This is a genomic window from Olleya marilimosa CAM030 (genome assembly GCF_000518485.1).
In the GTDB taxonomy this organism is placed as follows: Bacteria; Bacteroidota; Bacteroidia; order Flavobacteriales; family Flavobacteriaceae; genus Olleya; species Olleya marilimosa.
Map to the genome: position 1 here is coordinate 1 of NZ_JADR01000026.1, position 1,482 is coordinate 1,482.

Consider the following 1,482-nt stretch of genomic DNA (forward strand, 5'->3'; position numbering starts at 1 on the left):
ACGTTAGCTAAAGACAATTATAGCTAGCTTAAAATCAGTGGTTTTTATATTCGGTTTTACACGTTTTGAATTGAGTTTTGCAATTGTAGGCAACGTTGTTGTATATGAAAAGTAGCAGATAAATATGTGTTATTTTTCAGTTTAAAAACAAAGATAGCAGAAAAGAACTAAACCTAAAGTTTAGCTCTTAACTGCTATTTTTTATATACGGTGTTAGCAAATGTTATTTAGTTCTGTTTCGATTCTTTTCTTGTTGATTTGTTAATTTTCGTATTTGGAATAGTTTTTTTAGTAGGAAATGTTGGAGTTGGTTTTAACATTTTTTCAATATCTATTATACATCTATTACAATCTCTTAATTTGTAATTCCAGTAATATGTACTATGTCTTAAGGTTGAGAAAAAAGTCTTCATAATAATAATATCATTTTCTTTTAAATCAGATTTATTAAAAAAAGAATTTTCGTATTTTTTAGAGATGTTTAAAAAGTCCTCAATATTACTTGTATTTGAAATTTGTTTTAAAAAGGAAGTTAAATAACGTTTATCAACAGATTCTGGAAGTTTTGATATTACAAAGTTAAATATATCTTCTGTTGATTTTAAGTTTTTGACCTCTTTATCTTGTTTTGTGAAATAATCACTACTTAAATACTTTAAACTTACTTCATATTCAGATTTTAAATATCTTTTTGAAAAGTCATAAAAAGATTGCTGTTTAGATATCTTTTTTGATTTAAGATATTCAAATAATAATATATTATGTTCGGTTCCTATAAAATCATAATAATTTTCTCCAAAAGTTGCTGGAAGTGATCCATATCCGCTTGAGGATGGGCCTGCAGCTCCAGCATATCCAATTGATGCAGACGCGCCTCCTAATAATGCACCACCAACAATTGCTGCACCTCCCAAAGGAGTAGCTGCTCCTGCACCTATAAGAGACCCAACACTACCAGCACCTCCTAAAGCACCTCCTGCATCCACTAATGCTGTTTTCCAAGCAGTTTCCCACCAACTATCTTTTACAATAGAATTTGCATTTACATTAGATGAGAAAAGAACTAAAATTAAACTGAAAATAATTGATTTAATAATTGATTGTGTTTTCATAACTATAAGTTTTAAAATTGCCTACTCTATTCACTTTTCAGCTTTCGTGTTCATTGTGATTCAAAATTCAGTTTAATTTCTAAAGTTATAAAGAGCTACTTTATTAACTGTGAGTTTAGAATGATTAAATGTAATTCTCAATCGATAAAACAAAATTGGATTGTTTTAAAACATTATAATAGAGGCGATTAACCCTAATTTCAAGGATGATTTAACTTAAGTCTCTTTTGAAGACTGTTCAGTTTTTAGTTTTGGAAGTGTTGTTAATGTTTGCTAACGTTTTGCATATGGAAAGTTGTGATTTGCGCGCAATGAAATTCCGAAGGAATTTCAGCAGTAAGTAAATAAACAACTTCCATAATTAAGACAC

Annotated in this window: 1 protein-coding gene; it reads right to left on the reverse strand. The window is 28.8% G+C overall.

The window, feature by feature from the left end; all coding sequences use genetic code 11:
• Positions 1–227: 227 nt before the first annotated feature.
• Positions 228–1,112: a hypothetical protein gene (locus tag M890_RS0113940; protein ID WP_028284104.1), complete on the reverse strand. Its 885-nt coding sequence runs from the start codon at positions 1,110–1,112 to the stop codon at positions 228–230.
• Positions 1,113–1,482: the final 370 nt, after the last annotated feature.